This is a genomic window from Streptomyces panacea (genome assembly GCF_040560175.1).
Classification (GTDB): Bacteria; Actinomycetota; Actinomycetes; order Streptomycetales; family Streptomycetaceae; genus Streptomyces; species Streptomyces panacea.
Map to the genome: position 1 here is coordinate 1 of NZ_JARJHW010000260.1, position 8,149 is coordinate 8,149.

Here is an 8,149-nt window from a genome sequence, read left to right on the forward strand (position 1 = left end):
CCTACTGCCTTCGCACCCCACGGAGCCCTGTCATGGCCGACCTTCAGGACGACCCCTGCGACACGGATTCGACAGCCGCGGTCGGCGACCTGGACGCGTCGCCGCAGCCGCCCGCGCCCGCCGACGGCGCGGTCCCCGTGTCGTCCGCCGAGCGGGCCCGCGCGCTGCTGGCCGCGCACCCCGTCATCGACGGCCACAACAGCCTCGCCCCCACTCTGCTGCGCCGCCGCGGCGCCAACCACTCCCACGACCTCGACCAGGGCGAGACGTTCCTCGACACCGACATGCCGCGGATCCGGGCGGGCGCGCTCGGCGCGCAGTTCTGGTCGCTGCACATCGACGCCGACGCGGTCCGCGCGGGCCGGGCGGTCAGCACCACGCTGGAGCTGATCGACCTCGTACGGGACCTGATCGCGTCCTGCCCGGAGAGCCTGCGCATCGCGCTCGGCGCCGGGGACCTGGCGGACGCCCGCAACTGCGGCCGCGTCGCCTCGCTCCTCGGCCCCGTCTCGGGCCCGGCCATGGGCGACTCGCTCGCCACACTCCGCGCGTTCCACTTCCTCGGTGTGCGCGCCCTCGCCCTCGCGGGCGCGCGCTGGGCGGACGACGGACTCACCCGCTTCGGCCAGGAGGCCGTGCGCGAGCTGAACCGGCTCGGCGTCGTCATCGACCTGTCCGGCGCGTCCGACGAGACGGCGCGCGCCACCTTCGCCGTCACCAAGGCCCCGGCGATGTTCTCCCACGCCGCCGCCCGCGCCCTCACCGACCGCCCCGGCGACGGCAGCGTCCCCGACGAGATCCTGAGCCTGCTCGGCGCCAACAGCGGTGTCTGCATGGTGAGTTTCGCGCCCCAGCAGATCACCCGGGACGGTGGCCGTCCGTCCGTCTCCGCCGTCGCCGACCATGTCGAGCGGGTCCGGGACGTGGCGGGGCCGGAGTGCGTCGGCCTCTCCGGGACGTACGGCCGCGAGGCGGACGCGCCCCACACCGACGGCCTCGAAGACACCTCGTGCTACCCGCGGTTGATCGCCGAACTGCTCGACCGCGGCTGGGACGACACCGCTATCACCGATCTCACGTGGGGCAACGCGGCCCGTGTGCTGCGCGACACGGAGTTCATCGCGCGCGCCGCCCAGCAGCGCCGTTCCGCGTCGACGGCCACGATCGAGGAACTGGACGGCGCCCGCCGGTAGTTGAGTACGGGGCCGGTCAGGCCCTCGGCCGCCCCATCGCCCGGTACGTCCAGCCCGCCCCGCGCCACACCGCCGGGTCCAGCGCGTTGCGCCCGTCGAGGATCAGCCGCCGCGTCACGGCCCCGCCCAGCTCCGCCGGGTCCAGCTCGCGGAACTCGCGCCACTCGGTGAGGTGCAGGACGACATCGGCGCCGCGCACCGCCTCCAGCGCGGACCCGGCGTATCCGAGCGTCGGGAAGAGCCTGCGCGCGTTGTCCATGCCCTTCGGGTCGTACACGGTCACCTGACCGCCCTGGAGATGGATCTGTCCGGCGACGTTCAGCGCGGGGGAGTCCCGTACGTCGTCCGAGTCCGGCTTGAACGTCGCGCCCAGCACCGCGACCCGCTTGCCGAGGAACGACGAGTCGCCGCCGACGGCCTCGCGCGCCAGCTCCACCATGTGGCCGCGGCGCCGCATGTTGATCGAGTCGACCTCGCGCAGGAACGTCAGCGCCTGGTCCGCGCCCAGCTCGCCCGCCCGCGCCATGAACGCCCGGATGTCCTTGGGCAGACAGCCGCCGCCGAAGCCGATCCCGGCCCGCAGGAACTTCTTCCCGATGCGCTCGTCGTGGCCGATGGCCTCCGCCAGCTTCACCACGTCGCCGCCGGCCGCCTCGCAGACCTCGGCCATCGCGTTGATGAAGGAGATCTTGGTGGCGAGGAAGGAGTTCGCGGCGGTCTTCACCAGCTCGGCGGTCGGGAAGTCCGTCACGATGAACGGCGACCCCTCCCCGATCGGGGTCGTGTACACCTCGCGCAGCAGCTTCTCCGCGTGGTCGCTCGCCGTGCCGACCACGATCCGGTCCGGGTGGAGCGTGTCCTGTACGGCGAAACCCTCGCGCAGGAACTCCGGATTCCACGCCAGCTCGACGTCGATGCCCGCCGGCGCCAGCTCGGTGAGCCGCCGGGCGAGGCGCTCCGCGCTGCCGACCGGCACGGTCGACTTGCCGACCACCAGCGCCGAGCGGCCCAGCCGCGGGGCCAGCGAATCGAAGGCGCTCTCCACATAGCTCATGTCGCAGGCGTACTCGCCGTGCTTCTGCGGGGTGTTCACGCAGACGAAGTGGACGTCGCCGAAGGCGCCGATCTCCTCCCAGGAGGAGGTGAAGCGCAGCCGGCCGGTCGACCCCTCGAAGCCCGCGACGTGCTTGCGCAGCAGTTCCTCGAGACCGGGCTCGTACATCGGGACCTTGCCCGCCGACAGCATCTCGATCTTCTCGGGGACGACATCGAGCCCCAGTACCTCGAAGCCCAGCTCCGCCATGGCCGCGGCGTGGGTGGCGCCGAGGTAGCCGGTACCGATCACAGTGATCTTGAGGGCCATGGGTGCTCCTGGGAGTGCGGTCGGAATGCGGTGCGCCCGGTGCGAACGCGGCTGCGATCGCACCACGAGTGCGGTGCCCGAGCATATCCACGCCGCTTGGGCACCCTTCCGGGCGCCTCGGGGCAAGGTGCGGGCGCTGTCGGGAAACTCACGTACGCCGACGGCGCCCCAGCCCTCTAAAATTAGGGTTACTTAACGGTAGTTAGCATTCAGGGGAGTGAAAGACCGTGGCCGGATCGGCTGATTTCGACCTGTACCGCCCGTCCGAGGAGCACGACATGCTCCGTGACGCCGTACGCGCGCTCTCCGAGGCGAAGATCGCCCCGTTCGCCGCCGCGGTGGACGAGGACGCGCGCTTCCCGCAGGAGGCGCTCGACGCGCTGGTCGCCGCCGATCTGCACGCGGTCCATGTCCCCGAGGAGTACGGCGGCGCCGGGGCCGACGCCCTGGCCACCGTGATCGTCATCGAGGAGGTCGCCCGCGTCTGCGCGTCGTCCTCCCTGATCCCGGCGGTGAACAAGCTCGGCTCGCTGCCCGTCATGCTCTCCGGTGGCGAGGACCTGAAGAAGAAGTACCTCGGGCCGCTGGCCAAGGGCGACGGAATGTTCTCGTACTGCCTCTCCGAGCCGGACGCGGGCTCGGACGCCGGCGGGATGAAGACCAAGGCCGTACGGGACGGCGACAGCTACGTACTCAACGGTGTGAAGCGCTGGATCACCAACGCCGGCGTCTCCGAGTACTACACGGTGATGGCCGTCACCGACCCCGACCTCCGTACGAAGGGCATCTCGGCGTTCGTCGTAGAGAAGGGCGACGAGGGCGTCTCCTTCGGCGCCCCGGAGAGGAAGCTCGGCATCAAGGGCTCCCCGACCCGCGAGGTCTACCTCGACAACGTCCGTATCCCGGCCGACCGCCTCATCGGCGCCGAGGGCACCGGCTTCGCGACGGCGATGAAGACCCTGGACCACACCCGCATCACGATCGCGGCCCAGGCCCTCGGCATCGCGCAGGGCGCGCTCGACTACGCCGCGGGCTATGTCAAGGAGCGCAAGCAGTTCGGCAAGCCGATCGGCGACTTCCAGGGCGTGCAGTTCATGCTCGCGGACATGGCGATGAAGCTGGAGGCGGCCCGCCAGCTCACCTACTCGGCGGCGGCCCGCTCCCAGCGCATCTCCGACGGCGGCGACAAGGAACACCTGACCTTCTTCGGCGCGGCGGCCAAGTGCTTCGCCTCGGACGTGGCGATGGAGATCACGACGGACGCGGTCCAACTCCTCGGCGGCTACGGCTACACGCGCGACTACCCGGTGGAACGGATGATGCGCGACGCCAAGATCACCCAGATCTACGAGGGCACGAACCAGGTCCAGCGCATCGTGATGGCCCGCAACCTGCCGTAGGACGGCTTCGACCGGCCGCCCCGCCCCGAACCAACGCCCCGAACCAACCCGCCGATCCACCGCCCCGACCCGCCCCCGCGGGCCGGGGCGGTGGGTCGGCGCGTTCGGCTGTGGAAAGACCGGGGCCGCTGTCGGTGGGCGCTGCTACCTTCCCCGCATGATCAGATCCGTTCCGCACACCGGCGGCGAGAAGGACAGCCTGTACGTCGCGCTCGACCGGCATCGGGATGTCGTCGTGTGGAAGCTCGACGGGTTGGACGACGAAGCGCCGCGGCGGGCCGTGACGCCCTCGGGTACCAACCTGTTGTCGCTGGTGAAGCACCTCGCGACCGTCGAGTACGGCTGGTTCTGCGAGCCGTTCGGGCGGGAGAGCGAGCCGTTCTGGTTCGACACCGGGACCGAGGACATGACGGTCGCGCCCGACGAGTCCACCGCCGACATCCTGGCCTTCTACGCCCGCGCCCGCGCCGCCGCCGACCGGGCCATCCAGGAGATCGACCTGGAGGACACCGGCACATCCTGGGACGGCAGGGTCGTCAGCATGCGGTGGGTTCTGATCCACATGATCGAGGAGACGGCGCGGCACGCCGGCCACATGGACATCGTGCGGGAGCTGATCGACGGGACGACGGGCGATCACCGGGAGGTACTCCGGGGATGACCGCCCGCCGGGCCGGGCCCGCCCTCAGTTCGAGGTGACCGTGACCTTCTCGTCGTTGTTCAGCTGCTCCACGAGCTGCTTCACCTTGGCCTTGTCCCAGACCAGGTTCCCGCCCTTGCTCCCCGAGATCGGGATGTTCATCGACGTACCGTCGCCGCCCGTGACGCCCTTCATCGCGAAGAACATCTGGCTCAGCGACCAGAGGGACATGTCCTTGTCGACGATCAGGGTGTCCAGGCCCGCGCCCATCGTCGGGTAGAGCTTGAAGGGGTTGAGGATCGTGCCCGGCGTGGCCGTCTGGGAGGCCAGGGCCGCCAGGAACTTCTGCTGGTTCTTCGTACGGTCCAGGTCACTGCCCGCGAACGCGTACCGGGTGCGGACGAACGCCAGCGACTGCTCGCCGTCCAGCGTCTGCTTGCCCTTCTGGAAGTCGGCGCCCGACTTCTTGTCCTTGAAGGCCTTCGGGATGTCGAGTTCGACACCGCCGATCGCGTCCACGATGTTGGCGAAGCCCGCGAAGCCGATCTCGACGTAGTGGTCGATGCGCAGTCCGGTGTTGAACTCGACGGTACGGACGAGCAGTTCGGGCCCGTCCGTCGCGTACGTGGCGTTGAGCTTCGTCTCCCGGCCCGTGTTCGGGAACATCTTCCCGGACTCCGAGCCGCGGAACGACGGGATCACCACGTTCGAGTCGCGCGGCAGCGAGACCAGCGTCGGCCCGTTCGAGCCGTCGTGCAGGATCATCATCGAGTCCGTGCGCTTGCCTTCGGCGCTGCCCGTGTGGAGGTTCTTCTTCTCCTCGTCGGACATGCCCTCACGGCTGTCGGAACCCACGATCAGATAGTTCGTGCCGTCGCCCGAGTCCGGCCGCTCGATGACCTTCGAGAGGTCGACCTCGCGCTTGAGCTTGGAGTCGGCCCAGAAGTACGTGCCTATGGAGACGGTGAGGACGACGACGACCACTGAGATCGCGGTGATCTTGATACGGCGCCGCCAGTCCGGTGCGTGCTCCGGGGGATAGCCCCCGCCGTTGTTGTACGAACCCTGCGGGGGGACACTCGGCGGTCCGCCCTGACCCCGGTCGGCCGGGGTGCCGTAGACCTGGCCCGTGTTGTAGTCGCTGTTGTACGGAGGCGGGTCGTACCCCGCGTCGTACCCCTGCGACGGCTGCTGGGGGACGGCGCGCCGCTGCACGTGCGGCATCGCGCGAGCGCCCTCGGGCTGCGCGCCCGCGCTGCCGCGTCCGTAACGTTCGCCGCCACGGTCAGCGCGGTCACCGTTCCATCCATCGTTCATGCGGACCAGTGTGCGGCTCAGAGGTGTCGCACAGACAGGGGTGGAGGAAAATCACAGCATCCCTGTTGCCAAGCTGATGCAATGCGGCCCGTGACGACTCGTGACGGACCCCCGCATAGGGTGGAGGGCATGACAGACCAGGCCGTCCGCCCCGAGACAGATATTCCGGGTAAGCCCACCTCAGCGTCCCGCACCACGCTCAGCCACATCATGAGCGGCAGTGACACCAACCTCCTGGGCACGGTGCACGGCGGCGTGATCATGAAGCTCGTCGACGACGCCGCGGGCGCGGTCGCCGGCCGGCACTCGGGAGGGCCCGCGGTGACCGCGTCCATGGACGAGATGGTCTTCCTGGAGCCGGTACGGGTCGGGGACCTGGTCCATGTGAAGGCCCAGGTCAACTGGACCGGCCGGTCCTCCATGGAGGTCGGCGTACGCGTGCTCGCCGAGCGCTGGAACGAGTCGACCCCCGCCCAGCAGGTCGGCAGCGCCTATCTGGTCTTCGCCGCCGTCGACGCGGACGGCAGGCCCCGTCCCGTACCGCCGGTGGTCCCGGAGACCGAGCGCGACAAGCGGCGCTACCAGGAGGCGCAGATCCGGCGTACGCACCGGCTCGCCCGGCGGCGCGCGATCAAGGAGCTGCGCGAGAAGCGCGTCGCGGACGGCATCGACGACTGATCCCTGCCGATCCCTGCCGATCCCTGCCGACCCTGCCGGTCCCGGTCGATCCCTGTCCAGGACGACCGGTCACGTCGAGCGGGGTCCGTCCGGCCGGTCGCTACGGGCAGACCACCTGGTCACCCGTCACGGCTCCGAATTCGCCCTGGTGCGGGTCCTCCGCCCGCACCGGCCGCACCGTCTTGTAGTCCGTTCCCGCCATCACCTTCAGCGTCGCGCCCTGCCGGGGCACCGGCCGCAGCTCACAGCCCGGCAGCGCCACCGCCAGGGACTTCGCCGAGCGGTCCCAGCGCGGGTCGAACAGCACCTGCGTACGCGACACCTCCGGTCCCGTGTGGTTCAGCGGCGCCCGCGTCGTGTTGAATCCGGTCCCGCGCAGGGCGCCGTCGACGCGCTGGCCCAGACCGTCCTGCCGCGTCGCGTTGTAGACCTGCACCCTGACCTGCTGCGGAGACACCTCGACCATCGAGGCCGGCGGCATGTTCGGACCCTGCGGCCCGCGCCGCCCCCCGGGGGCCGGCGGCGTCAGCGGCTTGTCCTCGCGCAGCGCCCGGAAGAGCTTCTTCGACTTCACCGGGTCCCACTTCAGCGTCGAGCCGATGCCCTTGACCGGGAAGCCCCCGGCGGTGACCGGCACCGACGTGAACTCCGACGACGCCGGGGTGAAGTCGCGCATCGCCTTGCCGAGCGCGAGCATCTCCTCCGTACCGAAGCCCTTGTCCGCCCGGACCGAGTCGAGCATGGTCGAGGTCACACCGCGGAACTTCACCGGATTCAGCAGCACACCACTGCTGGTCGCCTGCTTGATCAGCGCCGCCATGAAGCGCTGCTGGCGCTGCATCCTGCCGAGGTCGGAGGAGCCGTCGAGATAGCGGGACCGTACGTACTGGAGCGCCTGACCGCCGTCCAGCTTGTGCGTCCCGGCGGTCAGGTCGAGGCCGGTGTGCGAGTCCTTCAGCGGCTTGGCCGTGCAGATCTCCACCCCGCCGAGCGAGTCGACCGTCTTCATGAAGCTGGTGAAGTCGACCTCCAGATAGTGGTTGATCTTCACGCCCGTCATGGTCTCGACGGTCCTGACCGTCAGATGCGGCCCGCCCTCCGAGTACGCCGCGTTGAGCTTCACCGGGTGGGGTCCGTGCTTGTCGCCGCTGGTTCCGTCGGTGTGCGACGGCAGCTCCGCGTAACTGTCGCGCGGCAGACTGACGACGCTCGCGCGCTCCCGGTCCTCCGAGACGTGGACGAGCATGATCGTGTCGGTGCAGCGGCAAGGAGCGCCGCCGAGCCGGTACTTCCGCCGCTCCTCCTCGGTGATCTTGTCGCGGCCGTCGGTGCCGACGAGGAGGATGTTCATGCCATGGCCCCCGTCGGGGCGGTTCTTCATGTCCTTGAACGGGTCGACCCGGCCGATTCCGGTGTCGAGACTCGTCACGACCGCGTGGCCGATGCCGCCGGCGCCGAGCACCAGTACGGAGAGGGTCGTGGCCACCCGCATTCCCCAGCGGGGCCGCCCGTTCCGCCGTCGGCCGCGGAGGGGCCGGGCGCTCCGGGCGTTCCGGAC

Annotated in this window: 7 protein-coding genes; 4 read left to right on the plus strand and 3 right to left on the minus strand. The window is 70.1% G+C overall.

What is annotated here, in order from left to right; translation table 11 throughout:
- Window positions 1-32: 32 nt before the first annotated feature.
- Window positions 33-1,193: a dipeptidase gene (locus P3L51_RS33675; protein WP_354609152.1), complete on the plus strand. Its 1,161-nt coding sequence runs from the start codon at window positions 33-35 to the stop codon at window positions 1,191-1,193.
- Between the two features lie 16 nt (window positions 1,194-1,209).
- Here P3L51_RS33675 and P3L51_RS33680 read toward each other — a convergent pair whose 3' ends face one another.
- Window positions 1,210-2,556, minus strand: a complete 1,347-nt coding sequence (locus tag P3L51_RS33680; protein ID WP_354609153.1) for a UDP-glucose dehydrogenase family protein — start codon at window positions 2,554-2,556, stop codon at window positions 1,210-1,212.
- A gap of 227 nt (window positions 2,557-2,783) precedes the next feature.
- On the opposite strand from P3L51_RS33680, the gene P3L51_RS33685 reads away from it, so the two are divergent.
- Window positions 2,784-3,956, plus strand: coding sequence for an acyl-CoA dehydrogenase family protein (locus P3L51_RS33685; RefSeq protein ID WP_354609154.1), 1,173 nt, complete (start codon window positions 2,784-2,786; stop codon window positions 3,954-3,956).
- Between the two features lie 157 nt (window positions 3,957-4,113).
- On the plus strand, window positions 4,114-4,617 hold the full coding sequence (locus tag P3L51_RS33690; protein ID WP_354609155.1) for a DinB family protein: 504 nt from the start codon (window positions 4,114-4,116) through the stop codon (window positions 4,615-4,617).
- Between the two features lie 24 nt (window positions 4,618-4,641).
- On the opposite strand, the gene P3L51_RS33695 is transcribed toward P3L51_RS33690, so the two are convergent.
- Complete coding sequence (locus tag P3L51_RS33695; RefSeq protein ID WP_354609156.1) at window positions 4,642-5,913, minus strand: LCP family protein; 1,272 nt, start codon at window positions 5,911-5,913, stop codon at window positions 4,642-4,644.
- A gap of 129 nt (window positions 5,914-6,042) precedes the next feature.
- Between P3L51_RS33695 and P3L51_RS33700 the strand changes: the two genes are divergently transcribed.
- On the plus strand, window positions 6,043-6,591 hold the full coding sequence (locus P3L51_RS33700; protein WP_354609157.1) for an acyl-CoA thioesterase: 549 nt from the start codon (window positions 6,043-6,045) through the stop codon (window positions 6,589-6,591).
- A gap of 100 nt (window positions 6,592-6,691) precedes the next feature.
- Here P3L51_RS33700 and P3L51_RS33705 read toward each other — a convergent pair.
- Window positions 6,692-8,149 (minus strand): LCP family protein (locus tag P3L51_RS33705; RefSeq protein ID WP_435594584.1); only part of this gene is annotated, 1,458 nt, incomplete at its 5' end.

Coding starts and splice junctions, on each gene's coding strand:
- P3L51_RS33675 (WP_354609152.1), top strand. CDS start 33: ATGGCCGACCTTCAGGACGACCCCTGCGACACGGATTCGACAGCCGCG.
- P3L51_RS33680 (WP_354609153.1), bottom strand. CDS start 2,556: ATGGCCCTCAAGATCACTGTGATCGGTACCGGCTACCTCGGCGCCACC.
- P3L51_RS33690 (WP_354609155.1), top strand. CDS start 4,114: ATGATCAGATCCGTTCCGCACACCGGCGGCGAGAAGGACAGCCTGTAC.
- P3L51_RS33695 (WP_354609156.1), bottom strand. CDS start 5,913: ATGAACGATGGATGGAACGGTGACCGCGCTGACCGTGGCGGCGAACGT.
- P3L51_RS33700 (WP_354609157.1), top strand. CDS start 6,043: ATGACAGACCAGGCCGTCCGCCCCGAGACAGATATTCCGGGTAAGCCC.